Origin of the sequence: Bradyrhizobium sp. CCGUVB14, from assembly GCF_024199935.1 — a bacterium.
Taxonomy (GTDB): Bacteria; Pseudomonadota; Alphaproteobacteria; order Rhizobiales; family Xanthobacteraceae; genus Bradyrhizobium.
Map to the genome: position 1 here is coordinate 9282870 of NZ_JANADS010000001.1, position 22924 is coordinate 9305793.

Consider the following 22924-nt stretch of genomic DNA (forward strand, 5'->3'; position numbering starts at 1 on the left):
CTGCCTGCTATTTTCGGGAGTGAAACTGTGGATCTTGGGATCAAAGGTCGCCGCGCCATCGTCTGCGCATCCAGCAAGGGCCTGGGGCGCGCTTGCGCCATCTCGCTGGCCGAAGCCGGCGTTGACGTCACGCTGACCGCGCGCGGCGCCGACGCGCTGAAGAAGACGGCCGACGACATCCGCAAGGCCTATCCGGGTGTGAAGGTCACCGAGATCGTCGGCGACATCACCACGCCCGCGGGCCGCGAGGCCGTGCTCAAGGCCTGCCCCGAGCCGGACATTCTCATCAACAATGCCGGCGGCCCGCCGCCCGGCGATTTTCGCAACTGGACCCGCGACGACTGGATCAAGGCGATCGACGCCAACATGCTCACGCCGATCGAGCTGATCAAGTCGACGGTCGACGGCATGATGGCGCGCAAGTTCGGCCGCATCGTCAACATCACCTCGGCCGCGGTGAAGGCGCCGATCGACATTCTCGGCCTCTCCAACGGCGCGCGCGCGGGCCTCACCGGCTTCATCGCCGGCCTGTCGCGCAAGACCGTGATCAACAACGTCACCATCAACGGCCTCTTGCCGGGCCCGTTCGAGACCGACCGCCTGACCGGCACCGCGAAGGCCGAGGCCGACAAGCGCGGCACGACGCCCGAGCAGATTTTGGCCGAGCGCGCCAAACTCAACCCGGCTGGCCGCTTCGGCCAGCCCGACGAGTTCGGCTATGCCTGCGCCTTCCTGTGCGGCGCCAAGGCCGGCTTCATCACCGGCCAGAACATTTTGCTCGACGGCGGCGCTTTCCCCGGCACGCTGTGAGGGCGGTGGCGCCTTCAACCTCTCCCCAGCGGGGAGAGGTCGATTTGCGCCAGCAAATCGGGTGAGGGGGTGCTGCAACACGTGAGAGCGTAACCCCTCACCCCGCGCTACGCGCCGACCTCTCCCAAGGGAGAGGTGAAATTCCGATGCCGCGCCTCTTCATACAAAATCACAACCCGGAAAATAGCCGAGATGAGAGCGGTCTGGTACGAGCAGACGGGACCGGCAGTTGACGTTCTCACCTATGGTGAGATGGCGACGCCGGTCGCGGGCCCAGGCGAAGTCCGCATTCGCCTGGAAGCCTCCGGCATCAATCCGGCCGATGTCGGCAGGCGCGGCGGTTCTTATCGCGCGATGGAATTCTCGCGCGTGATTCCGAACAGCGACGGCGCCGGCTTCGTCGACCAGATCGGCGACGGCGTGACACGCTTCAAGATCGGCGACCGGGTCTGGCTGTTCAACGGCCAGCGCAACGGCCGCGCCTTCGGCACCGCGGCGGAATACATCGCGCTTGCCGAGCAACTGGTGACGCCGCTGCCGGACACTCTCTCTTTCGCGGAAGGCGCCACGCTCGGCATCCCCGCGATGACTGCGTGGTGCAGCCTGTTTGCGGATGGGCCGATCGTCGGCAAGACCGTTCTGGTCACCGGCGGCGCCGGCGCGGTCGGGCACTATGCGGTGCAACTTGCAAAGTGGGGCGGCGCGCAGGTGATCGCGACCGTCAGCTCGGCGATGAAGGGCGAGCAGGCCCGGCGTGCGGGCGCCGATCTCGTGGTCAACTACAAGGACGAGGACGTCGTTGCGAAGGCGATGGCCTTCACCGGCGGGCGCGGCGTCGACCGCGTCGTCGATGTCGATTTCGGCGGCAACATCGCCACCACGCTGAAACTGATGGCGATGAATTCCACCATCGCGGTCTACGCCACCAACGGCAACCGCACGCCGACGGTGCCGATGCGCGAGCTGATGGAGAAGTGCATCAACCTGCGCGCGCTCGTGCTGTTCGCGCTGCCGCCGGCGCTGCTCGCGGCGGCGCAGGCCGACATTTCAAAATGGCTGGCGGCCGGGCCGCGGCTTCACAACGTCGCGGCGCAGTTCGCGCTGTCGGATACGGCGCAGGCCCATCTCGCCGTCGAGAAGGGTGACAAGCTCGGCACCGTGATCGTCGACTGCGCGCGGTGAGCACCGAGTTAGTCGCTCGAAGTCTCCACAACCGTCATGGCCGGGCTTGTCCCGGCATGACGACGTCTCGCTACGCCACCGGCGTCGTCCGCTCGTCGCTCCAGTCGATGCCGAGCTCATCCATGCCGTCGGCCAGGAGATCGCCGAGCATCGGCTCTCCCAGCAGATATTGAACCGTCTCGCGCCGAGGAGCCTTGTACTCGCTGCGCGCTTCCACGGCCCGCTCGCGCAGATCGTCCCATTCGTCCACATCGCCATCGCCGCGGCCGAGCCACATCAGCGTGACGAGATCGAGCTGCTCGTCCTCGTTCAGCGCCCGGATGAAGCCGGAAAGCTCCGCTGCGACCGGATCGGAATTGCTGTCCTCGAGCACATCAATCTCGTCGTCGTCGGACGGATTAGAGCCCGAGTCCGGATCTGAGGCCGCTTCCTTGACGTCGAATTCGCGGGCCTTCTCGATGATGAAGGCGACCTTGTCGGCGGAAATCGCAAGCTCTGGCATGGGCTCCCCCTGCTGGTCGTTTGGCTGGTTCCAGCCTCCCCGGATAACGCAACATCACGACAGATGATCCATTGCGTTCGACGGCGGAAGACCGCATCTTTCGCGAAAGCAAGAAAATGAGGGGCACGCCCGATGCAGTGGCAGGTCGGCAACGTCAAGATCACCAAGCTCGTCGAAATGGAGACGGTCGGCTCGACCCGCTTCATCCTGCCGGCCGCAACCAACGACGAAATCCGGAAACTGCCCTGGCTGATCCCGCAATTCGCCACCGAGGAGGGTCGGCTGAAAATGTCGATCCATTCGCTGGTGGTGGAGACGCCGTCGCGCCGGATCGTGGTCGATACCGGGCTCGGCAACGACAAGCAGGGCCGCGGCGTCCCGGTCTGGAATAACCGCGACACGCCATTCCTCGAGATCATGGCGGCGGCGGGCTTCCCCCCGGACAGCATCGACACCGTGCTGTGCACCCATCTTCACGTCGATCACGTCGGCTGGAACACAAGGCTTGTCGGGGGCAAATGGGTGCCGACGTTCCCCGGCGCGCGCTACCTGTTCGGCAAGACCGAATATGAATATTGGCGTGACTATACGGCCGAGCCGGACAAGGTCGCGGTGTTCAACGATTCCGTGAAGCCGGTCGTCGATGCGGGCCTGGTCGACTTGATCCCGAGCGATCACCGGCTCTGCGAGGAGATCAGCGTGATCCCGACCCCCGGCCACAGCCCCGGGCACATGAGCGTCCTGATCGAGTCCGCCGGTGAGCGGGGGCTGCTCAGCGGCGATGTGGCCCATCATCCCTGCCAGATGGCGCATCTCGACTGGTGCTCCGTCGTCGACAGCGATCCCGCCCAATCGGCGGCGAGCCGGCACACGATATTCTCGCGCTTTGCCGATACCCCGACCCTGGTGATCGGCGGACATTTCTCGGCCGGGCACATCAAGCGGGACGGCGACGCGTTCAGGTTCGTGGCGCTGCAATCGTAGAATTTGGCTGCCCACGACCTGTTGCTGCAGGGAAAAGTGGTGGGCACGGCGCACCGCGCCTTTGCCCACCCTACGAGCGACGAGCGCCTGAATCGGGAGGCTGCAATGCACCCCTTTTCCGCGGTTGAATTTCCCGCCGCGCTGTTCCATGAAGCTATTTAACCGATCAGTCCATCCCAAGGGAGAAACCAGAATGAAGCTTGTTCGTTACGGCGAAAAGGGTGCGGAAAAGCCAGGCCTGATCGACAAATCCGGCCAGTTGCGCGACCTGTCGGCGCATGTGAAGGATTTCACCGGCGAGGCCTATTCGCCGGAGTCCCTGAAGAAGCTGGCGGCGATTGATCCCGCCTCGCTGCCTGCCGTGTCCGGCAAGCCGCGGTTCGGCGCGCCCGTCACCGGCATCTCGAAATTCGTCGCGATCGGCCTCAATTACAGCGACCACGCCAAGGAGACCGGCGCCGCCATTCCGACCGAGCCGATCATCTTCATGAAGGCCAACACCTCGCTGACCGGCCCGAACGACAAGGTCGAGAAGCCGCGCGGCTCGACCAAGCTCGACTGGGAAGTCGAGATCGCCGCGATCATCGGCACCCAGGCAAAATACATCTCGGAAGCCGATGCCCTGAACTACGTCGCCGGCTATTGCGTCTGCAACGACGTCTCCGAGCGCGCCTTCCAGACCGAGCGCCTGGGTCAGTGGACCAAGGGCAAGTCGCACGACACGTTCGGCCCGGTCGGTCCCTGGCTCGCCACCAAGGACGAGATCAAGGACGTGCAGAACCTGTCGATGTGGCTCGACGTCAACGGTCAGCGCCGCCAGACCGGCTCGACCAAGACCATGATCTTCTCGATGGCCAAGTGCATCTCCTACGTCTCGCAGTTCATGACGCTGCTGCCGGGCGACATCATCACCACCGGCACCCCGCCCGGCGTCGGCCTCGGCATGAAGCCGCCGACCTTCCTCAATGTCGGCGACGTCGTCACGCTCGGCATCGAAGGCCTCGGCGAGCAGCGCCAGGAGATCGTCGCGGCGTAAGTCGCCGTCCTCCCTCATCCTGAGGAGCGCGCAACGCGCGCGTCTCGAAGGATGTGCCAGGAAAAAAGTCGCCCGACGTTCGCGCCGGGTGACGAGCGAAGATACCTCGTTGTCCATCCTTCGAGACGCGCGCCAAGTGGCGCGCTCCTCAGGATGAGGACCGTCTGTCTCGATAGAGGACATCCCATGAAACTCTCCTTCTCCGCCGCCTCGCCCTTTGCCCGCAAGGTGCGCATCGCAGCGATCGAGCTCGGGCTGATCGACAAGATCGAGTTCACGCCGGCAACGGTCGCGCCGGGCACGGTGAACGAGGACTATTCGAAGATCACGCCGCTGAAGAAGCTGCCGGTGCTCATCACCAATGACGGCGACGTCATCCTGGATTCCTACGTCATCGTCGAATATCTCAACGAGATGGCCGGCGGCAATTTGATCCCGTCTTACGGCCCGCGGCGCTGGAAGGCCAAGACCAATCATTCGCTGATCAACGGCATGCTCGATTCCATGCTGCTGTGCCGCTACGAGAAGATGGTGCGGCCGCAGGGCCTGCAATGGCAGGCATGGTCTGACGACCACTGGAACCGGGCCTGGACCGGCATGGCGCGCTTCGAGAACATGCCTGATGTGCTGAACGGCCCGTTCGACATCTCGCAGATCGGCCTCGTTTGCGTGTTCGGCTATGCCGACTTCCGCTTCGCCGATTGCGGCTGGCGCAAGGCCTATCCGAAACTCGACGCGTTCCACCAGAAGATGCTGGAGCGGCCCTCGGTGAAGATCTCGGTCCCACCGGCCGCGTAGCGACAGTATGCCGGGAGAATGACGATGCGCGATCAATTCTCCCGGTTCTCAATTCTCAGCGCGAGCTTCGTGCTCGCGCTCTCCGTCTCAGCCACCCATCTGCGGGCCGAGAGCATGCCGCCTGGACCAACCGATCAGGCCTGCGGAGCGCCCTCATCGATCGATGATGGCTGGGAGATCGCCTCGCCCGACACTGTCGGCATGGACGGCGCGAAGCTGTGCACTGTCGCCGCGCGGCTCGCGCAGCGGTCGACCGCGGTGCATTCGGTCGTCGTCATCAGGCATGGCAAGCTCGTCTTCGAGCAATATTTTCCCGGCTACGACCAGCCCTGGGGACAGCCCGACGGCCAGTACGAGTTCACCGCCACGACGAAGCACGACATGCGCTCGGCATCCAAGAGCGTGACCTCGCTGCTGATTGGAATCGCGATCGACCGCAAGCTCATCGCAGGCGTCGATGAGCCCGTCCTGAAATTCTTTCCCGATTATGCCGCGGTGAAGCAGGAGGGATGGGACGCCATCACGCTGCGCCACCTGCTGACGATGTCATCCGGCTTCAAATGGGACGAGGCGCGAGCCTGGACCGATCCGAAGAACGAGGAGCCGCATCTCGTCACCGAGCCGGATCCGCTTGGCTATGTACTATCACGACCCATCGCAGCACCGCCCGATACGCTATGGGCCTATAGTGGCGGCGGCACGGAATTGCTCGGCAACATCGTCATGCGCGTCTCGAAACAATCGCTGGAGGCGTTCGCGCGCGAAGCGCTGTTCCAACCGCTCGGCATTACCGACGTCGAATGGAAGAACTACAAGAACGGCAAGATCGCGGCGGCCGCGGGCCTGCGCTTGCGGCCGCGCGATGCGGCGAAGATCGGCCAGCTCGTTCTCAATCGTGGCCTGTGGAACGGCCGGCAAATCGTCTCGGCCGACTGGATCGCACAATCGATCACGCCGCGTTTCCAGGCCGTCGGCTATTTCGGCAGCACGCAATTCTATGGTTATCAATGGTGGATGGGTCGCTCGTTCGCCGGCGACAAGGAGATCAAATGGGTTGCTGCCTTCGGCTGGGGCGGTCAGCGCATCTTCGTTGTACCCGAGCTTGATCTCGTCATGATGACCACTGCTGCGCAATACGGCCAGCCCAAGGAGGGCGTGGCCGCGATCGACATCCTCTCCAATATCGTCATTCCATCCGTGCGCGACGTGCACTGATCACAAAGGAAGCGAGCATGAGCCTGAAATATTCGGTCGGCGATCTCACCATCCAGCGCGTCATCGAGCAGGAGACCTCGTTCGTTCCGGCACTGGAGATGCTGCCGGGACTGACACCTGAGGTGCTGGCCGAGAACCGGGACTGGATGCGGCAAGCCAAGGCGCTGGACGATCAGGACGTGCTGATCCTGGCCTTCCAGTCCTATGTGGTGAAGACGCCGCACCACACCATTTTGATCGATAGCTGCATCGGCAACGACAAGCCGCGCCCCAATCGCGCGAAATGGAACATGAAGACCGATGACACCTATATGCGTGCGCTCAATGCCGCGGGCGTCTCGGTTGACGACATCGACTTCGTGATGTGCACGCATCTGCATGTTGATCACGTCGGCTGGAACACGCGGCTGGAGAACGGCCGCTGGGTGCCCACTTTCCCCAAGGCACGCTACGTGTTCGCCAAGCAGGAATACGACCACTGGTTCGCAGAGAATGCGAAGGCGGAGATCCCGCCCTTCGCCGACAGCGTGCTGCCAGTGGTCGAGGCCAAGCGGCACGAGCTCGTCAGCAACGATCACCAGATCGGCGATCACGTCCGCATCGTGCCGACGCCGGGCCACACGCCCGGCCATATCGCGATCGCGATGGGACGCGGCAAGGATGACGCCGTGTTCTCCGGCGACCTCATGCATTCGCCGCTGCAGACGCTCTATCCGGAGCTGTCGATCAAGTTCGACACCGATCCGGCCAAGGCGGCCACGACGCGGCGGAGCTTCCTGGAACGCTATTGCGACACCGACACGTTGTGCTGCACGGCGCATTTCCCCTCACCATCGGTGGGGAAGATCAAGCGCAAGGGCAACGCATTCGTGTGCGCGGCGGTTTGATTTAGCGCGGCTCGCACGGCGAACTCCCATCCTCCCCTGGAGGGGAGGATCGGATCGCATACAGCGAAGCGGAATGCGATCCGAGGTGGGGTGACGGTCTATCCTCGCTGAAACCGCCCGTGTTGAGAGATCACCCCACCCCGCTCGCGCTTCGCGCGATCGACCTACGAGCGAGCTACGCTCGTCTCGGACCCCTCCAGGGGAGGGTAAGGAGACAACATCGATGACAACACTCCCCGACATTCCTCTTCCCGCCGGCATCCGCTCGCGATACGTCGACGGCATCAACGGCCTGCGCATGCATGTGCTCGAAGCCGGCTTCGAGACCAGGGGCCGTCCCTGCATCCTGCTGCTGCACGGGTTTCCCGAGCTCGCCTTCTCGTGGCGCAAGGTGATGCCGGCGCTGGCCGCCGCCGGCTATCACGTGCTCGCACCCGACCAGCGCGGCTATGGCCGCACCACCGGCTGGACCGCCGATTACGACGACGATCTCACCCCGTTCTCTCTTCTCAACCTCGCGCGTGATGCGCTCGCTTTGGTGTCGGCGTTCGGCTACAGGCAGGTGGACCTCGCCGGACATGATTTCGGCAGCCCGGTCGCGGCGTGGTGCGCGCTGATCCGGCCCGACGTGTTTCGTTCGGTGACGCTGATGAGCGCGCCGTTCGGCGGGGCGCCGCCGCTGCCGTTCAATACGGCCGATGGTCCGGCGAAGACTGCGGTCGAGGATCCCGTCCATCGCGAACTCGCCGCGCTGCCGCGCCCGCGCATCCATTATCAATGGTACTACGCGACGCGCGCCGCCAACGCCGACATGCAGCACGCGCCGCAAGGCGTGCATGATTTCCTGCGGGCCTATTATCATCACAAGAGCGCGGACTGGATCGACCACAAGCCTTATCCGCTGAAGTCGTGGTCTGCAGGCGAGCTCGCAAAGCTGCCGACTTATTACGTAATGGACCTCGGCGAGACCATGGCCGAAACGGTCGCGAAGGAGATGCCCTCGCCGGCTGCGATCGCCGCCAATCGATGGCTGCCGGACAGCGACCTCGCTTACTACAGCGCCGAATATGGCCGCACCGGATTCCAGGGCGGTCTGCAATGGTATCGCTACGGCACAACGGGCATGCTCAACAGCGAGATGCAGCTGTTCTCGGGCCGCAGCATCGACGTGCCCTCGTGCTTCATCTCGGGCAAGCAGGATTGGGGCACTTATCAACGCCCCGGCGTGTTCGAGGCGATGCAGGGACGCGGTTGCACGAGGATGCTCGGCTGTCATCTCGTCGACGGTGCCGGCCATTGGGTGCAGCAAGAGCAGCCCGCCGAGGTCAGCCGGCTGCTGCTGGACTTCCTGGCAAAAGCAGCCTGACCAAGTCCGCCGACGCCCGATTTGACCCGGGAACCACGGCGCCCTATATAGTTTAGAATTATTCTAAACTAGCGAGATAGGGCCGCCGTGAAGAATTTTGCTGATCTGACCGAGCGCGAGGTGCTTGCGGTCGCGATCTCCTCCGAGGAGGAGGACAGCCGCATCTATATGAGCTTCGCCGAGGACTTGCGGGAACGCTATCCGGATACGGCGAAGATCTTCGAGGAGATGGCGGAGGAAGAGCGCGGCCACCGGCACCGCCTGCTGCAACTCTATGAAGAGCGTTTCGGCCCGCATCTGCCGCCGATCCGGCGCGAGGACGTCAAAGGCTTTCTGCGCCGGCGCCCGATCTGGCTGACCAAGAACCTGCCGCTCGACACGATCCGCAAGGAGGTCGAGACCATGGAGCTCGAGGCCGAGCGCTTCTACGCGCGCGCCGCCGAACAGGCCGAGGATGTCGGTGTACGCCGCCTGCTCGGCGACCTCGCCGAAGAAGAGAAGCACCACGAGAACCGCGCGGTCGCGCTCACCGACGAGATCCTGAAGCCCGACGTGCGCGCGGAAGAAGACCGCACGCGGCGGCGGATGTTCGTGCTGCAATATGTGCAGCCGGGCCTCGCCGGCCTGATGGACGGCTCGGTCTCGACGCTGGCACCGCTGTTCGCGGCAGCCTTCGCCACGCACCAGAATTGGCAGACGTTTCTGGTCGGCCTCGCCGCTTCGATCGGCGCCGGAATCAGCATGGGATTTGCGGAAGCATTGTCCGACGACGGCTCCCTCACCGGGCGCGGCTCACCCTGGCTGCGCGGCATCACCTGCGGCGCGATGACGACACTCGGCGGGCTTGGACACACCATGCCCTATCTCGTGCCCGATCACTGGGCCAACGCGTTTTGGATCGCGACGGGAATCGCCGGCATCGTCGTGTTCTTCGAACTCTGGGCGATCGCCTTCATCCGCGCACGCTACATGGACACGCCGTTCCTGCAGGCCGTATTCCAGATCGTGCTCGGCGGCGCCATCGTGCTGGCGGTGGGGATCTTGATCGGCGCGGCCTGAGGCATTCCGCACCACGGCATGGCAATCGCGATCAAACGGCGGTTGCGGCCTTCCGGCAAACTGCGCATCATCCCCCAGGTGAAGCGCAGGAGCATGTCGTGGCGAAATCGGAATGGAGTTACAAGAGTGCGGTCGAACTGTCGGCCGCTTTGGCAGCGAAGAAAGTCTCCGCTGTCGAGCTCACGCAGGACGCGATCGACCGCATCGAGCGCCACGACGGCAAGGTCAACGCGATCTGCGTGCGAGACTTCGATCGCGCGCTGAGCGCCGCGCGTGATGCGGATGCCGCATTGGCCCGCGGCGAGCGCAAGCCGCTGCTCGGCCTGCCGATGACGGTGAAGGAATCCTACAACATCGCCGGCCTGCCGACGACGTGGGGGAATCCAGCGCAAAAGGATTTCATTGCCAAGGAAGATTCGCTGCCGGTCACGCGGGTGAAGGACGCCGGCACCATCGTGCTCGGCAAGACCAACGTGCCGGTCGCGCTCGCCGACTGGCAGAGCTACAACGACATCTACGGCACCACCAACAATCCCTACGATCTCGGCCGCACCCCGGGCGGCTCATCCGGCGGCTCGTCGGCGGCGCTCGCCGCGGGCTACGGCCCACTCTCGCTCGGCTCGGATATCGGGGGCTCGCTGCGCGTGCCCGCGTTTCATTGCGGTGTCTACGCACACAAGCCGACCTTCGATCTGTTGCCCTCTCGCGGCCACACGGCTCCGCCGGCTGCGTCGCTAGCTTATGAGCGCGATCTCGCCGTGATAGGCCCGATGGCGCGCAGCGCCGGCGATCTATCCTTGCTGCTCGACGTCATGGCCGGGCCGGACCCAATCGACAACGGCAAGGCCTACAGGCTCGAGCTGCCGCCTGCGCGTCACGGCGCGCTAAAGGATTTCCGCGTCCTCGTGATCGATACCGATCCGGTGCTGCCGACCGACACCGCGGTGCGCGGGAGCATCAACACGCTCGCCGACAATCTCGCCAGGGCCGGCGTCAGAATCGAGCGCAGCAGTCCGCTGCTGCCGGATTTCGCGGCGTCCTCGCGCCTCTATATGCGGATGCTGCTGTCGTTTCTTGCCGCCAGCTTCCCGAGCGAATTCTACGCAGGCGCGGTCGCCGCGGCCGCCACCCTGCCGGCCAGCAACAACAGCCTGCAGGCCGAACGCCTCCGCGGCATCGCGCTCAGCCATCGCGACTGGGTGACCGCGACCGTCGGCCGGACACGACTGCGCGCACAATGGCGCGAACTGTTCACATCCTTCGACGCGGTGATCTGCCCGATTATGCCGACACCAGCCTATCCGCACGATCATTCGCCGGATCAGGAGCAGCGCCGTATCGTGATCGATGGCAAGGAGCACGTCTATACCGACCAGCTCGCCTGGCCCGGCATCGCCACGCTTCCCGGCCTGCCCTCGACCGCAATCCCGACCGGCTTCGCGCCGGACGGCCTGCCGATCGGCGTCCAGATTGTCGGCCCGTGGCTGGAGGACCGCACGCCCTTGAGGCTGGCCGAACTGATCGAACGCGAGTTCGGCGGGTTCGTGCCGCCGAAGATGTTTGACGACTAGACGAGAACCTCATCCTGAGGAGACCGCGAAGCGGTCGTCTCGAAGGATGGCCACAGGAGAGATCGGGGCCTTCATGGTTCGAGACGGCGCTAACGCGCCTCCTCACCATGAGGGTCGAATCGGGAGAGAAGCATCATGAGCCAGGACATCGAACAGCTCACCGCACTCAACCGCGACTACGTCGCCTCCGTGCAGAACTGCGACGTCAAACGCTTCGACGAGATTTTGGCGCCGGAGTTTTACTGCTCCAATCCCGACAAGACATTGGTCGACCGCGCCGCCTTCCTGGAGCAGACCGCGCGGCCGATCGCGATCCGCAATCTGCACGCCTTCGACGTCATCATCCGCATCATGGGCGACTTCGCCATCATCCACGCGGCGACGAGCTACACCACCGCGGATGGTCAGCAGGCGACCGGGCGCTATACGGACTGCTGGACGAAGAAGAACGGCACGTGGCTGGCGGTGTCGGCGCACGTGTCGCGGTGAGTTGATGCAGGCCATCCCCGCACTCCGCAGTCATGCCCCGGCTTGACCGGGGCATCCAGTACACCGCGGCAATAGTTCGTTCACGCAACTTCCGCCGCAGAGTACTGGATCGCCCGCCTTCGCGGGCGATGACACCGTCCTAGACGTCAACTATCAAACACAATCACGCTCCGCAGCGTCTTGCCGGCTTTCATGTTGGCAAAACCTTCGTTGATCTCGCTGAGCTTCAGCTTGGCCGAGATCCAGTCTTCCAGGTGCAGCCGGCCGCGCAGGTAGAAGTCGACTAGGCGCGGCATGTCGACACGGAAATGGTTGGAGCCCATCGACGAGCCCTGGATCCGACGCTCCCGCAAGAAATCGAAACCGTGCAGCTCGATCTTCTGGCCGAACGGGATCATGCCGACGATGGTCGCGGTGCCGCCGGAGGCGAGCATGCCGAAGGCCTGCTCGGCGGTTTCCTTGCGGCCGAGCACCTCGAAGGAATGCTGCACGCCACCATTGGTGAGGTCGCGCACCTGCTTCACCACGTCGCCGTCGGCGGGATTGATGATGTCGGTCGCACCGAGCTTGGTCGCGAGCTGGAGTTTTGCGGGATTGGTGTCGATGGCAATGATCCGCCCGGCACCGGCGATCTGCGCGCCGTTGATCGCGGCCATGCCGACACCGCCGCAGCCGATCACCGCCACGGTCTCGCCCGCGGTCACCTTCGCGGTGTTCACCACCGCGCCATAGCCGGTGATGACGCCGCAGCCGATCAGCGCGGCGAGATCGAGCGGCATTTCTTTCCGGATTTTGACGATGGCGTTTTCGTGCACCAGCATCTGCTCGGCAAAGGACGAGAGGTTGAGGAACTGATGCAGCTTCTCCGGCCTGTTCCACTGCATGCGGTCCGAGGCGCCCGGCAGCATCTTCACCGTGGTGTCGGTGCAGAGCACGGTGCGACCCGTGGTGCAATTGTCGCAGGTGCCGCAGAACACGGACAGACAGGTCACGACGTGATCGCCCGGTTTCACATAGGTCACGTCAGAACCGACCTGCTCGACAACACCGGCGGATTCGTGCCCGAGCACCGCGGGCAGCGGATGCGGGTAGAGGCCTTCCATGAAGTGCAGATCGGAGTGGCAGAGCCCGGCGACGGATGTGCGGATCAGCACTTCGCGCGGCCCGGGCTTCGGCAGGCTGACATCCTCGATGACCAGCGGCTTGTTGACTTCATAAAGGACGGCGGCCTTCATCGAGCACTCCCTATCGCGTTTTTTGTTTGATCGTGGAGTGCAGCCTACGCTGCCAGAACCAGTTCGCCAACCTCGCTCATGGAGGCCACGCGGTCGCCGAGCAGAAGCGCCGCGATCTTTGCTTGCGTGGCATTTTCCGTCAGCCGGAACGGATCGCTCGGCGATACCCGATGATCGATCACCAGCCGCGACAGCAGCAGCCGGCGCGCATCGCCGCGCATGTCGTGGATGCGATGCGCCTCCCAGGCGAGCGCAACGGCGCTTGCGACGTGATAGAGCAGGCTCGTGGCGCGGCGCGCGTCGGCCTCGTTCTCCGACTTGCCTGCGACCTCGCGCGCGAAGCCGACGGCACGATCGACGAAGCCGCGCAAATTGTCGCGCCAGGCCTGCGGCACGGAGCCGCTGTCGTCGAGGCGGGCGTGCAGATCGGCGGCAAGCGCGGACTCGGCACCATGGCGGCCAACCGCGCGCCGGAGCGCATCGATCGCGACGATGTTGCCGGTGCCCTCCCAGACCGAGCCGAGATGGGCATCGCGCAGCAGGCGCGGCGTCGCGAATTCCTCGATGTAGCCGATGCCGCCGCGCATCTCGAGCGCATCGCCGCAGACTTTTCGCGCATCGCGCGTCGCGCGGAATTTCAGCGTCGGCGTCAGGATGCGCAGCAACGCCGCCGCATCCTGGCTGCCGGCCTCCGCACGATCGAGCGCATCGGCGGTGAGAAAGCTCATCGACAGCGCCTGCTCGACCGGCAGCATGATCTTCAGCATCTGCCGTCGCCCGAGCGGCAGGTCGATGATGCGGTTGCCGAACACGACGCGGTTCTTCGCCACCGTCATCGCGTCGTGATAGGCGCGGCGCATCAGCGCGGTCGATTTCACGCCGTTGGAGAGACGCGACGAGTTCACCATCTCGGCCATCTGCACGAAGCCGCGGTCGAGCTTGCCGACCGCGTACGCAATCGCGCCTTCGAGCTTGATCTCGCCCGAGGCCATCGAGCGGGTGCCGAGCTTGTCCTTGAGGCGCACGATCCGGTAGTGGTTCTGCGAGCCGTCGTCGAGGAAGCGCGGCATCAGGAACAGGCCGACGCCGCGCGTGCCGGGACCGGCACCTTCGGGGCGCGCCAGCAGCATCACCACTTTCGCATCGGCATTCGAGCAGAACCATTTTTCGCCATGAAGGCGCCAATGGTCACCCTCCTGCACCGCGCGCGTGGTCAGCGTGCCGACATCGGAGCCACCTTCCTTCTCGGTCATGAACTGGCCGCCCTGGGTCAGCTTGCTCATGTCGGTCGAGGTCAGGCCGTCCAGATATTTCGCCTTCAGCGCCTCGCTGCCGAAATTCGCCAGCAGTTTTGCGCAACCGTCGGTGACGTTGATCGGGCAGCCCATGCCGAATTCAGTCTGGTTGAACAGAAACGTGAAGGCGTGCTTGGCCACCACGGGATATTTGTCCGGCCAGCCCATGATCCCCTTGCGGATCGAGAGCGCGTGGATGCCGAACTCGCCGAAGGCGGCGTCCTCCAGCTCGCGATAGGCGGGGTGATATTCGATCCACTGCACGTCGCGGCCGAACTTGTCGCGCTGGTGCAGCACCGGCGTATGCCGGTCGGCAAGCCGCGCGCAATCGTCGAGACGGCCGCCGGCGAGTTCACCGAGACGGTCGAGATGCGGCTCGATGTGTCGGAATAGCTTCTCCGGCAGATGGATGCGCAAGAGATCCGTCAGCGCCTGATCGGCGCGGTAGAAATTCATGCCTGACGTATCGGGCGCCAGCAGGCCCGACTGCTCCGCCGCGACATTTTTTGGCTGCGCTGTGGCCGGCTTGTGCATGATCGTCCTCTTCGTTTCCGCCCAACGGCAATTCTTATTGCTTGCCGCTTGAGATGATGTCGATCATGCTCCCATCGCGAGAGGCGATAAAGCCGCAAATTGTCAGGGAGGCATGATCGCCGTGAAGGAGCAATTCGCTCTGCGGAATTGTGATCAGCTGGCCTTAGGTCGTGGCTGGTTGTCCGCGCAGCGGATGCCTAGATCAACGGTTTCCCGTCCCCGAAAGATCACGCCAGAGACCACATCATGGAACATCCGAAATACAAGATCGCCCTCATCGTCGGCGCCGGCGAAGGCCTGAGCGCTTCGCTGGCACGGCTGCTGTCCGCGCAGGGCATCCGTGTTGCCCTTGCCGCGCGAAAGATCGAGAAGCTGGGTGCGCTCTGCAGCCAGACCGGCGCGAAGGCCTATGCCTGCAACGCCACCGAGCCTGAGGAGGTCGAGCGCCTGTTCGGCCTGGTCGAGCGTGAGATCGGCACGCCGGACCTCGTCGTCTACAATGCCAGCGGCCGCGCGCGCGGGCCGTTCGTCGATCTGGTCCCAGCTGATGTCGCCAACGCGATAGCGGTCAGCGCCTATGGCGGCTTCCTGGTGGCGCAGCAGGCGGCCAAGCGCATGGTACCGAACCAGCACGGCGCGATCCTGTTCACCGGCGCATCGGCCAGCGTCAAGGGCTACGCACAATCCGCGCCATTCGCGATGGGCAAGTTCGCACTGCGCGGGCTGGCGCAGAGCATGGCGCGCGAATTGTCACCGCAAGGCATCCATGTCGCGCATTTCGTCATCGACGGCGGCATCCGCAGCGCGGCGCGGACGGAGCCTGCGGACAAGCCGGATTCGATGCTCGATCCCGACGCGATCGCGGAGAGCTACTGGAACGTCTTGCAGCAACCGCGCAGTGCCTGGAGCTGGGAGCTGGAGCTGCGGCCCTGGGTGGAGAAGTTTTGATACGAGCTGCCGCAGGGTGGGCAAAGGCGCAAAGCGCCGTGCCCACCCTCGCGAACACAAAAACAAATCGTGGGCACGCTTCGCTTTGCCCACCCTACAAGAGCAGGGAGAAAGCATGTCCACCGAAACCACCATCGATACCGGCACAAATGAGCTTCTCTGCGTCATCCGCGACCGCGTCGCCGTCATCACGCTGAACCGGCCGGAGGCGCGCAATTCGCTGTCGGATACGTTGACGCCGGCGCTGCGCACGATGATCCGGACCTGCGGCGAGAACCGAGATGTCGGCGCGCTCCTGATCACCGGCGCGGGCGAAGCGTTCTGCGCCGGCGGCAACGTCAAGGGCATGGGCGCGCATCGCGATCCCAAAAAGCTGGAGATGTCGCTGGAAGATCGCGTCGCCGATCTGCAGGAGCGGCAGCGGCTGCTCACGGGCGCGCTGGTCTCGGTGCGCAAGCCGACCATCGCCGCCCTGCCCGGCCCTGCGGTCGGCGCCGGGCTTGCGCTCGCCATGGCCTGCGACATCCGCATCGCCGCACAATCGGCCTTCGTCGCCACCGGCTATGCCCGTATCGCGCTCTCCGGCGACTACGGCATCGCCTGGCTGCTGACGCGCCTCGTCGGCACCGCGCGGGCGCGCGAGCTGCTTTTCACCGGCGATCGCGTCGATGCCGTCCGAGCGGAGGCCATCGGCCTCGTCAATCGCGTCGTGCCCGATGACAAGCTTCAGGCCGAGGCCTTCGCCCTGGCCAAGTCGCTCGCCGAAGGCCCGCGCCTGGCGCTGCGTTACATGAAGGACAATCTCGACGAAGCCCTGCTGTTCGATTTCGAGACGGCCCGCGACCACGAGGCCGAACGGCTGGTCCGCCTGACCACGACCGCCGATCACAAGGAAGCCGTGCAGGCCTTCATCGAAAAGCGCAAGGCGGTGTTCACGGGGAAGTAGGGGCCGCGCGGCCAAGACCATCAGATCATTCCATAGGGTAGATACCCCCTTTTTTGGGAGAGCCACATGGACTGGTCTGAGGTGGTGCGGAAAGCCGTCATCCTGGCGGAGAAGACCGGCTACGTCACTTTCGATCAACTGAACGAGTTGTTGCCGTCGGCCAAGGTGGAACCGAAAGACATCGAGGCGATCCTGACCGCTTTGAGCGAGCGGGGTATCTGGATTGCCGAGGAATAGGCCGGCACCGTCATCTCCTCGATTGGGCCGCGCCGGTCTCGCCCCGCGCAAAATCCACGAACGCCCGTAGCGCGGCCGGCAACTGGCGGCGGCTCGGGTAGTACAGGAAGAAGCCGGGATAGGCCGGGCACCAGTCGGCGAGCACGCGGACCAGCTTGCGCCTGGCGAGCAGCGCTTCGACCTGGGCCTCGAACACATAGGTGAGACCAGCCCCGTCGAGCGCGGCATCGACCATCAAATCCTGGTCGTTCATCGTCAGCGGCCCGGTGACGTCGATGGTGAGCTCGATGCCGCCGCGCTCGAACTCCCAGTGATAGAGCGCGCCGGAGGTGAAGCGGTAACGGATGCAGGGCAGGCCTTTCAGGTCGCGCGGCGTGGTGGGCGGCTTGTGCACCTTGAAGAAAGCGGGCGAGCCGACCACGGCAAAACGATGCCGCGGGCCGATCGGGACCGCGATCATGTCGGCGGCGATGGTTTCGCCAAAGCGCACGCCGGCATCGAAGCCGGCCGCGACCATGTCGATCAGAGCGTCGTTGATGACGATCTCGACGCTGACGTCAGGGAACCCTTTCAGGAAACGCGTCACGATCGGCAGCAGCACGAGCTGTGCCGACTGGCGCGCAGCGGTGAAACGCAGCATGCCGGCGGGCTTGCCGCGGAAATTGTTGAGGTCCTCCAGCGCATCGTCGATGTCGCGGAAGGCGGGCGTGATGCGCGCAAACAGGCGCTCGCCGGCTTCCGTCAGCGCCACGCTGCGGGTGGTGCGGTTGACGAGCCGCAAGCCCAGTCGTTCCTCGATATTGCGCAAGCCATGCGACAGCGCCGACGGCGTGACGCCAAGCTCGGTCGCCGCCGCGCGAAAGCTGCGATGGCGGGCAATGGCGAGGAAGGTCGCGAGGTCGGACGGGTCGATCCGCATTGATGAATTTTTCTCAGAAGCTTGCGGAATATATAGCGGATTATCTCAGCTATGGCGAGCCGCTACACCTTGCCCATCGGCTTCGGCACCTCGCCTGGCCAAAATGGAAAGGGCAACATCATGCGTGTCTGGTTCATCACAGGAGCATCCCGCGGTTTTGGCGCATTGATCGCCGAGGCAGCCCTGAAGGCCGGCGACGCCGTCGTGGCGACCGCGCGCGATCCGTCGACCGTCACCGCGCGGCTGGGCAGCCACGAACGGCTGCTCGCCACCCGGCTCGACGTCACCAGCGAAGCGGAAGCGCACGAGGCCGCGGGCCAGGCGGTGAAAAAGTTCGGCCGCATCGACATCCTCGTCAACAATGCCGGCTACGGCCTGTTGGGCGCGATCGAGGAAGCGAGCGGCGCGGAGACGCAAAAGCTGTTCGCGACGAACGTGTTCGGCCTGCTCGGCGTCACCCGCGCCGTGCTGCCGCATATGCGCCGGCAGCGTTCGGGCCACGTCATCAACATCTCGTCGGTCGGTGGCTACACCGGCTATCCCGGCTGGGGCGTTTATGGTGCGACCAAGTTCGCGGTCGAGGGCCTCAGTGAAGCGCTGGCCGGCGAAGTCGCGCCGCTCGGCATCAAGGTGACCGTGGTCGAGCCGGGCTTCTTCCGCACCGACTTCCTCGACGAGTCCTCGCTGTCGCGCACGACGCAGACGATCGACGACTATCACGAAAGCGTCGGCAAGACCCGTGCGCATGCGGCCGAATTCAATCACGGCCAGCGCGGCGATCCGCGCAAGCTGGCCCAGGCCTTCCTGACGCTCGCCGATGCCAGGAACCCGCCGCTGCGGCTGCCGCTCGGCAGCGACACGGTGGAGCGGATCGAGACGAAGAACGCCTTCGTGGCGAAGGAGCTCGCGGCATGGCGGACGGTCGCGACGTCGACCGACTTCACCAATGACGATCCTGCGTGACGGCAAAAAAAAGCCCGGCGCTGGCTTGGCCAGGCCGGGCTTGGAGTGGTGTCAGGCCGAGGCTGAGGGGCTATCGGCCTGACGGGAAAGCGCTGCAAGACGCCAGCTGGCGCAGGGAATGTCCTTGGGAGCGACGTGGATCTCCTTGTCGAAGCGCACCAGCTTCCAGTCGTCAGGATGGTTGACGAAGGCGAAGCCGGATTTGCGCGCGAGCGAAATCATGGTCTGGTTGGAGCGTAGCGTGTCACCAAAGATGTGCTCGGCACCAAGCGCGGCGGCGCGGCATTCGAGATTCTTCAGAAGTGCGGTCGCAATGCCGTGGCCCTGCCAGCGGTCGTCGACCGAGAGGCCGAATTCCAGTGTCGACGTCTCGACATGGAAGGCGTAACGCGCTTCAGCGACAATGGTCTCGAAGCCGTCGACCATTTTGGTCGCGACGACGGTAAAGCGCTCGCGCGCTCCGATATCGAGGAACTCGCTCAGCAGGCCCTTCGGCAACTCACTGAGGGCGCCGAAGAAGCGGTTGTACCGGGAGCGGGTCGAGAGCGAACGGAAATAGTGCTGAAGCTCCTCGGTGTCGCCGGGCTCGACGAAGCGGACGTTGAGCGGCTCGCCCTGTCGGGAGCGCAGCACGTCCGAATATTGCTTCAGATCTTCCAGGCGAAGGATGCTCATGACACGAGCCTCAAAGGAAGAGGGACCGCCGGCGCCCCTGTGATCAGGCGGCGCCGGCCTGGCGGCCAATCAGGCCCGCCAGAAAGGTTTGTCGGCCTCGTACGCGACATCGGTCCAGGACAGGCCGACGTCGTGGAGATCGCGGGCGGTCCAGTTGGTCAGCTCGCGACGGGTCCGGTAACGCTCGTGCCAGACATGGAGGGTCTCGCCGATCTGGTAGAGCAGGCCGGGTGCATGATGATTTGTCATCGAATTGTCGGTGCAAGTAGACATTTTCAGCTCCTCGAGCTAAATTTGAAGCGAATATCCTCCTGCGCGCGTCGCTCGACAAACGACAATTTGTACCTCTTCGCATGAAATAAGCTCATGCATCCTGCTGCCAAATGACTGCCAGATTGCCCTCCCTGAACGGATTGCGGGCGTTTGAGGCCGCCGCGCGCCATCTCAGCTTCACGCTGGCCGCCAGCGAGCTGAACGTGACGCAGACCGCGATCAGCCATCAGATTCGGCGGCTCGAGGAGGAACTCGGCATCCGCCTGTTCATCCGCCAGAACCGCGCGCTGGCCCTGACAGCGGAGGCGCGCGACTACCTCCCCGGCGTCCGCGCCGCCTTCAATGACCTCCGCCTTGCGACCGACCGGTTGCTGCGCAAGGACGACGACAAGGTGCTGACGGTCTCGACCCTGGCCTCGCTCGCCGCCAAATGGCTGCTGCCGCGGCTGACCGATTTCCAGGAGGCGCATCCCGGCATCGACGTCCGCATCACCACCTCGACCAGCCTCGTCGACTTCCAGCGCGACGATGTCGACGCCGCAATCCGCTACGGCCGCGGCCAGTGGCCGGGCCTGCGCGCCGACTGGTTGATGGCGGATGAGCTGTTCCCGGTGTGCAGCCCATCTCTGCTGCGCGGCGACAAGCCGCTGCGCCGGCCGGAGGATCTCCGCGGCTATCCGTTGCTGCACACATCCAACGCCAACAGCGACGACTGGCGGCTGTGGCTGACGGCGGCGGGCCTGCCGGCCGACATCGCCAAGCAGCCCGGCATCACCTTCGACATGATCTTCATGACCATCCAGGCCGCGATCGACGGCATTGGCGTTGCGATGGGCCGCACCTCCTACGTGAGTGACGACATCGCCAAGGGGCGATTAGTGGTTCCCTTCAAGATCGCCCTGCCGGCCGACGCGGGCTTTTACCTGGTCTCGCCGGAAGGCCGTCGCGAGGCGCCAAAGCTTGCCGCCTTCCGCCAATGGATGATCGCTGCAACGCAGAATAAAGCCTGAAAAATCATCAGCTTCCGCAGCGAAATGGGTTGACTCGCAAGGCCTCGCGCGAGAGGGGTTAGACAGATTGTCACAGCAACAATCTGTCGCCTTGCCGTGAAAATGAGTTCCGGTCCGGCCACGTCTTCCAGGGGAGCAAACGTCAATGGCTGGACCAGCAGCATCAACCAATCCGCCCGAGATCAAGTCGCGCATCGGCGCGATCCTGCGCGCCACGTCGGGCAATTTCCTCGAACAGTTCGACTTCTTCCTGTTCGGCTTCTACGCCGCCGCGATCGGCAAGGCGTTCTTCCCCTCCACCAACGAGACCGCATCGCTGCTCAACACCTTTGGTGTGTTCTGGCTCGGCGCGCTGATGCGCCCGGTCGGCGCGATCGTGCTCGGCGCCTACATCGACCGCATCGGCCGCCGCCAGGGCCTGATCGTCACGCTCGGCATCATGGCCATCGGCACCGTCGTCATCGCGTTCTGCCCGAGCTATGCGACCATCGGCATCGCGGCACCGATCATCGTGCTGATCGGGCGCCTATTGCAGGGCTTCTCCGCCGGCGTCGAGCTCGGCGGCGTCTCGGTCTATCTCGCGGAAATCTCCACGCCCGGCAATCGCGGCTTCTACACCTCGTTCCAGTCGTCGAGCCAGCAAGTCGCGATCTTCGTGGCGTCAATCCTTGGCTTCATCCTCTCCGAGGTGATGCCGGCCGAGACGGTCGCGTCCTGGGGCTGGCGCATTCCGTTCTTCGTCGGCTGCCTGATCATTCCCCTGATCTTCTTCCTGCGGCGCACGCTGGAGGAAACGCCGGCCTTCCTCGCGATGAAGAAGCACCCGACCGCCAGCGAAGTGTTCGCTTCCGCGCTCGCCAACTGGCGCATCGTCATCCTCGGCATGATGATCGCGATCCTGACCACGACGACGTTCTACTTCGTCACCGTCTACACGCCGACCTTCGGCAAGACCGTGCTGAAGCTGTCGACGCAGGATGCGCTGCTGGTCACGCTGCTGGTCGCCGTCACGAACTTCATCTGGAATCCGGTCGGCGGCGCGCTGTCCGACCGGATCGGCCGCAAGCCGGTGCTGCTCGCCATCGCCACGCTGGCGCTGCTCACCGCCTATCCGGCGCTGAGCTGGCTGGTGGCCGCGCCGACCTTCGGCAAGCTGCTCGCCGTCGAGATGATGTTCTCGTTCTATTTCGGCATGTACAGCGGCACCATGCTCGGTGCACTGGTCGAGATCGTGCCGGCGCATGTGCGCACGACCTGCTTCTCGCTGGCCTTCGCGCTCGCGGCCGCGCTGTTCGGCACCTTCACGCCGTTCGCGTCCACCTGGCTGATCGAGCAGACCGGCAACAAGGCCATGCCCGGCGCCTGGCTGATGTTCGCGGCAGCACTCGGCATCATCGCCGCGCTGATCGTCTATCGCGACGGCGGCAAGGCGGTGCCGACATATGATACGGCGGCGGAGCCGGCGACGGGGCATTAGCAGTCACTTGGATCACCGCGAATCTTCACCCTCCCCCTCCAGGGGAGGGTAAGCGCAGCTACAGCTCCACCACCACGTAGTCGCTCTCGACTTTCACCGGGATCGTCTCGGCGACATAAGGTCCCTTCACCACGCTCGCGCCCGGCTCGACATGGGCCGGATAGGCCTTCACGCGGAAGCGGCGGGGGTCGCAATAGGACTGGCCGGTACGGATGTCGAACTCCCAGCCGTGCCAGGGACAGCGAATGATCTCGCCGAGTTTGGTGTATTCGATCTCGCCGGGGTCACGCGACTGTGCGAGCCCGATCAGCGGCCCCTCGCACAGCGCCGCGCCCTGATGCGGGCAGCGGTTCATCAGGCCGAAATACTCGCCCTTGATGTTGAAGACAGCGATCGGCCGTCCGTCGATCTCGAGAAATTTTCGCGTGCCGGGCGGAAGCTCATCCACCGCGGCAATGACATGACGCGCCATGCTTCAAGTCTTCCGCATGATCTCCGCGCAAACGCGTTCCG

The 22924-nt window shown here is 64.5% G+C and carries 24 protein-coding genes; 17 read left to right on the top strand and 7 right to left on the bottom strand.

What is annotated here, in order from left to right; genetic code table 11:
* The first annotated feature begins 27 nt into the window (after positions 1–27).
* Together NLM32_RS43480 and NLM32_RS43485 are read left to right on the top strand one after the other, a co-directional pair.
* Positions 28–810, top strand: a complete 783-nt coding sequence (locus tag NLM32_RS43480) for an SDR family oxidoreductase (protein ID WP_254134770.1) — start codon at positions 28–30, stop codon at positions 808–810.
* A gap of 192 nt (positions 811–1002) precedes the next feature.
* Positions 1003–1992, top strand: a complete 990-nt coding sequence (locus NLM32_RS43485; protein WP_254134771.1) for an NADPH:quinone reductase — start codon at positions 1003–1005, stop codon at positions 1990–1992.
* Between the two features lie 70 nt (positions 1993–2062).
* Here the strand turns inward: NLM32_RS43485 and NLM32_RS43490 are convergent, their stop codons facing one another.
* Positions 2063–2494 carry a DUF3775 domain-containing protein gene (locus tag NLM32_RS43490; RefSeq protein WP_254134772.1) on the bottom strand — a complete coding sequence of 144 codons (432 nt, stop codon included), beginning with the start codon at positions 2492–2494 and terminating at the stop codon, positions 2063–2065.
* Positions 2495–2626: 132 nt separating this feature from the next.
* Between NLM32_RS43490 and NLM32_RS43495 the strand changes: the two genes are divergently transcribed.
* The 9 genes from NLM32_RS43495 (at position 2627) to NLM32_RS43535 (ending at position 11899) form a co-directional block, all read left to right on the top strand.
* Positions 2627–3478: an MBL fold metallo-hydrolase gene (locus NLM32_RS43495; RefSeq protein WP_254134773.1), complete on the top strand. Its 852-nt coding sequence runs from the start codon at positions 2627–2629 to the stop codon at positions 3476–3478.
* Between the two features lie 193 nt (positions 3479–3671).
* Positions 3672–4514: a fumarylacetoacetate hydrolase family protein gene (locus NLM32_RS43500; protein WP_254134774.1), complete on the top strand. Its 843-nt coding sequence runs from the start codon at positions 3672–3674 to the stop codon at positions 4512–4514.
* A gap of 186 nt (positions 4515–4700) precedes the next feature.
* Positions 4701–5312, top strand: a complete 612-nt coding sequence (locus tag NLM32_RS43505) for a glutathione S-transferase family protein (RefSeq protein ID WP_254134775.1) — start codon at positions 4701–4703, stop codon at positions 5310–5312.
* Positions 5313–5336: 24 nt separating this feature from the next.
* Positions 5337–6527: a serine hydrolase gene (locus tag NLM32_RS43510; protein WP_254134776.1), complete on the top strand. Its 1191-nt coding sequence runs from the start codon at positions 5337–5339 to the stop codon at positions 6525–6527.
* Between the two features lie 17 nt (positions 6528–6544).
* Complete coding sequence (locus NLM32_RS43515) at positions 6545–7414, top strand: MBL fold metallo-hydrolase (RefSeq protein WP_254134777.1); 870 nt, start codon at positions 6545–6547, stop codon at positions 7412–7414.
* 223 nt (positions 7415–7637) lie between these two features.
* Positions 7638–8780 carry an alpha/beta hydrolase gene (locus NLM32_RS43520; RefSeq protein ID WP_305884108.1) on the top strand — a complete coding sequence of 381 codons (1143 nt, stop codon included), beginning with the start codon at positions 7638–7640 and terminating at the stop codon, positions 8778–8780.
* An 87-nt stretch (positions 8781–8867) separates the two neighbouring features.
* On the top strand, positions 8868–9839 hold the full coding sequence (gene mbfA / locus NLM32_RS43525; protein WP_254134778.1) for an iron exporter MbfA: 972 nt from the start codon (positions 8868–8870) through the stop codon (positions 9837–9839).
* A gap of 98 nt (positions 9840–9937) precedes the next feature.
* Positions 9938–11410, top strand: a complete 1473-nt coding sequence (locus NLM32_RS43530) for an amidase (RefSeq protein WP_254134779.1) — start codon at positions 9938–9940, stop codon at positions 11408–11410.
* Between the two features lie 135 nt (positions 11411–11545).
* A complete protein-coding gene (locus NLM32_RS43535; protein WP_254134780.1) occupies positions 11546–11899 on the top strand; it encodes a nuclear transport factor 2 family protein in 354 nt (117 codons plus the stop codon).
* Between the two features lie 146 nt (positions 11900–12045).
* On the opposite strand, the gene NLM32_RS43540 is transcribed toward NLM32_RS43535, so the two are convergent.
* The gene (locus NLM32_RS43540) at positions 12046–13134 is read right to left on the bottom strand and encodes a Zn-dependent alcohol dehydrogenase (protein ID WP_254134781.1); all 1089 of its coding nucleotides are present in this window, start codon (positions 13132–13134) and stop codon (positions 12046–12048) included.
* 44 nt (positions 13135–13178) lie between these two features.
* Positions 13179–14963 (bottom strand): acyl-CoA dehydrogenase family protein, encoded by a 1785-nt coding sequence (locus NLM32_RS43545; protein ID WP_254134782.1) that lies wholly within the window; start codon positions 14961–14963, stop codon positions 13179–13181.
* Positions 14964–15209: 246 nt separating this feature from the next.
* On the opposite strand from NLM32_RS43545, the gene NLM32_RS43550 reads away from it, so the two are divergent.
* The 3 genes from NLM32_RS43550 to NLM32_RS43560 all read left to right on the top strand — a co-directional run bounded on the left by NLM32_RS43550 (position 15210) and on the right by NLM32_RS43560 (position 17094).
* Complete coding sequence (locus NLM32_RS43550; RefSeq protein ID WP_254134783.1) at positions 15210–15911, top strand: SDR family NAD(P)-dependent oxidoreductase; 702 nt, start codon at positions 15210–15212, stop codon at positions 15909–15911.
* Between the two features lie 115 nt (positions 15912–16026).
* On the top strand, positions 16027–16857 hold the full coding sequence (locus NLM32_RS43555) for an enoyl-CoA hydratase (RefSeq protein ID WP_254134784.1): 831 nt from the start codon (positions 16027–16029) through the stop codon (positions 16855–16857).
* Positions 16858–16923: 66 nt separating this feature from the next.
* A complete protein-coding gene (locus NLM32_RS43560) occupies positions 16924–17094 on the top strand; it encodes an RNA polymerase sigma factor region1.1 domain-containing protein (protein WP_254134785.1) in 171 nt (56 codons plus the stop codon).
* Positions 17095–17104: 10 nt separating this feature from the next.
* Here NLM32_RS43560 and NLM32_RS43565 read toward each other — a convergent pair whose 3' ends face one another.
* Positions 17105–18013, bottom strand: coding sequence for a LysR family transcriptional regulator (locus NLM32_RS43565; RefSeq protein WP_254134786.1), 909 nt, complete (start codon positions 18011–18013; stop codon positions 17105–17107).
* 120 nt (positions 18014–18133) lie between these two features.
* On the opposite strand from NLM32_RS43565, the gene NLM32_RS43570 reads away from it, so the two are divergent.
* Positions 18134–18976 (top strand): oxidoreductase, encoded by an 843-nt coding sequence (locus NLM32_RS43570; protein WP_254135554.1) that lies wholly within the window; start codon positions 18134–18136, stop codon positions 18974–18976.
* A 51-nt stretch (positions 18977–19027) separates the two neighbouring features.
* Here NLM32_RS43570 and NLM32_RS43575 read toward each other — a convergent pair whose 3' ends face one another.
* Together NLM32_RS43575 and NLM32_RS43580 are read right to left on the bottom strand one after the other, a co-directional pair.
* Positions 19028–19651: a GNAT family N-acetyltransferase gene (locus tag NLM32_RS43575; RefSeq protein ID WP_254134787.1), complete on the bottom strand. Its 624-nt coding sequence runs from the start codon at positions 19649–19651 to the stop codon at positions 19028–19030.
* Positions 19652–19720: 69 nt separating this feature from the next.
* A complete protein-coding gene (locus tag NLM32_RS43580; protein ID WP_254134788.1) occupies positions 19721–19924 on the bottom strand; it encodes a DUF1127 domain-containing protein in 204 nt (67 codons plus the stop codon).
* A gap of 110 nt (positions 19925–20034) precedes the next feature.
* Here NLM32_RS43580 and NLM32_RS43585 point away from each other — a divergent pair, with 110 nt between their 5' ends.
* Both NLM32_RS43585 and NLM32_RS43590 read left to right on the top strand, forming a co-directional pair.
* On the top strand, positions 20035–20934 hold the full coding sequence (locus tag NLM32_RS43585; protein ID WP_254134789.1) for a transcriptional regulator GcvA: 900 nt from the start codon (positions 20035–20037) through the stop codon (positions 20932–20934).
* Positions 20935–21079: 145 nt separating this feature from the next.
* Entirely contained in the window at positions 21080–22411 is a 1332-nt protein-coding gene (locus tag NLM32_RS43590) for an MFS transporter (protein ID WP_254134790.1), read from the top strand.
* 58 nt (positions 22412–22469) lie between these two features.
* On the opposite strand, the gene NLM32_RS43595 is transcribed toward NLM32_RS43590, so the two are convergent.
* A complete protein-coding gene (locus NLM32_RS43595; protein ID WP_212286813.1) occupies positions 22470–22883 on the bottom strand; it encodes a Rieske (2Fe-2S) protein in 414 nt (137 codons plus the stop codon).
* Positions 22884–22924 lie beyond the last annotated feature (41 nt).

Coding starts and splice junctions, on each gene's coding strand:
- NLM32_RS43515 (WP_254134777.1), top strand. CDS start 6,545: ATGAGCCTGAAATATTCGGTCGGCGATCTCACCATCCAGCGCGTCATC.
- NLM32_RS43495 (WP_254134773.1), top strand. CDS start 2,627: ATGCAGTGGCAGGTCGGCAACGTCAAGATCACCAAGCTCGTCGAAATG.
- NLM32_RS43550 (WP_254134783.1), top strand. CDS start 15,210: ATGGAACATCCGAAATACAAGATCGCCCTCATCGTCGGCGCCGGCGAA.
- NLM32_RS43560 (WP_254134785.1), top strand. CDS start 16,924: ATGGACTGGTCTGAGGTGGTGCGGAAAGCCGTCATCCTGGCGGAGAAG.
- NLM32_RS43585 (WP_254134789.1), top strand. CDS start 20,035: ATGACTGCCAGATTGCCCTCCCTGAACGGATTGCGGGCGTTTGAGGCC.
- NLM32_RS43565 (WP_254134786.1), bottom strand. CDS start 18,013: ATGCGGATCGACCCGTCCGACCTCGCGACCTTCCTCGCCATTGCCCGC.
- NLM32_RS43580 (WP_254134788.1), bottom strand. CDS start 19,924: ATGTCTACTTGCACCGACAATTCGATGACAAATCATCATGCACCCGGC.
- NLM32_RS43510 (WP_254134776.1), top strand. CDS start 5,337: ATGCGCGATCAATTCTCCCGGTTCTCAATTCTCAGCGCGAGCTTCGTG.
- NLM32_RS43535 (WP_254134780.1), top strand. CDS start 11,546: ATGAGCCAGGACATCGAACAGCTCACCGCACTCAACCGCGACTACGTC.
- NLM32_RS43545 (WP_254134782.1), bottom strand. CDS start 14,963: ATGCACAAGCCGGCCACAGCGCAGCCAAAAAATGTCGCGGCGGAGCAG.
- NLM32_RS43595 (WP_212286813.1), bottom strand. CDS start 22,883: ATGGCGCGTCATGTCATTGCCGCGGTGGATGAGCTTCCGCCCGGCACG.
- NLM32_RS43570 (WP_254135554.1), top strand. CDS start 18,134: ATGCGTGTCTGGTTCATCACAGGAGCATCCCGCGGTTTTGGCGCATTG.
- NLM32_RS43540 (WP_254134781.1), bottom strand. CDS start 13,134: ATGAAGGCCGCCGTCCTTTATGAAGTCAACAAGCCGCTGGTCATCGAG.
- NLM32_RS43505 (WP_254134775.1), top strand. CDS start 4,701: ATGAAACTCTCCTTCTCCGCCGCCTCGCCCTTTGCCCGCAAGGTGCGC.
- NLM32_RS43500 (WP_254134774.1), top strand. CDS start 3,672: ATGAAGCTTGTTCGTTACGGCGAAAAGGGTGCGGAAAAGCCAGGCCTG.
- NLM32_RS43555 (WP_254134784.1), top strand. CDS start 16,027: ATGTCCACCGAAACCACCATCGATACCGGCACAAATGAGCTTCTCTGC.
- NLM32_RS43575 (WP_254134787.1), bottom strand. CDS start 19,651: ATGAGCATCCTTCGCCTGGAAGATCTGAAGCAATATTCGGACGTGCTG.
- NLM32_RS43520 (WP_305884108.1), top strand. CDS start 7,638: ATGACAACACTCCCCGACATTCCTCTTCCCGCCGGCATCCGCTCGCGA.
- NLM32_RS43490 (WP_254134772.1), bottom strand. CDS start 2,494: ATGCCAGAGCTTGCGATTTCCGCCGACAAGGTCGCCTTCATCATCGAG.
- NLM32_RS43485 (WP_254134771.1), top strand. CDS start 1,003: ATGAGAGCGGTCTGGTACGAGCAGACGGGACCGGCAGTTGACGTTCTC.
- NLM32_RS43590 (WP_254134790.1), top strand. CDS start 21,080: ATGGCTGGACCAGCAGCATCAACCAATCCGCCCGAGATCAAGTCGCGC.